Origin of the sequence: Domibacillus sp. 8LH, from assembly GCF_038806185.1 — a bacterium.
GTDB lineage: Bacteria > Bacillota > Bacilli > Bacillales > Domibacillaceae > Domibacillus > Domibacillus indicus_A.
This window is the reverse complement of the sequence record NZ_JAVJNG010000093.1, coordinates 1-338: the sequence shown is the minus strand read 5'-3', so window position 1 is coordinate 338 and position 338 is coordinate 1. Positions and strand designations below refer to the sequence as shown.

General features: G+C 43.2%; 1 protein-coding gene. It reads left to right on the top strand.

The window, feature by feature from the left end:
* Positions 1–338 (top strand): 50S ribosomal protein L11 (gene rplK / locus RG959_RS23925; RefSeq protein ID WP_342799286.1); only part of this gene is annotated, 338 nt, incomplete at both ends.

The window sequence follows — 338 nt, the reverse complement described above, 5'->3', positions numbered from 1 at the left end:
CTACAAATTCCAGCTGGGAAAGCGAATCCGGCACCACCAGTAGGACCTGCACTAGGTCAAGCGGGTGTTAATATCATGGGATTCTGTAAAGAATTCAACGCACGTACTCAAGATCAAGCGGGTATGATTATCCCTGTTGAAATCACGGTTTTCGAAGACCGTTCATTTACATTTATTACGAAAACTCCACCAGCAGCAGTGTTGTTGAAAAAAGCAGCAGGTATTGAAACTGCTTCAGGTGAGCCGAACCGTAATAAAGTCGCTACTGTTAAACGCGATAAAGTAAAAGAAATCGCAGAAACAAAAATGCCTGATTTAAACGCCGCTGATGTTGAAGC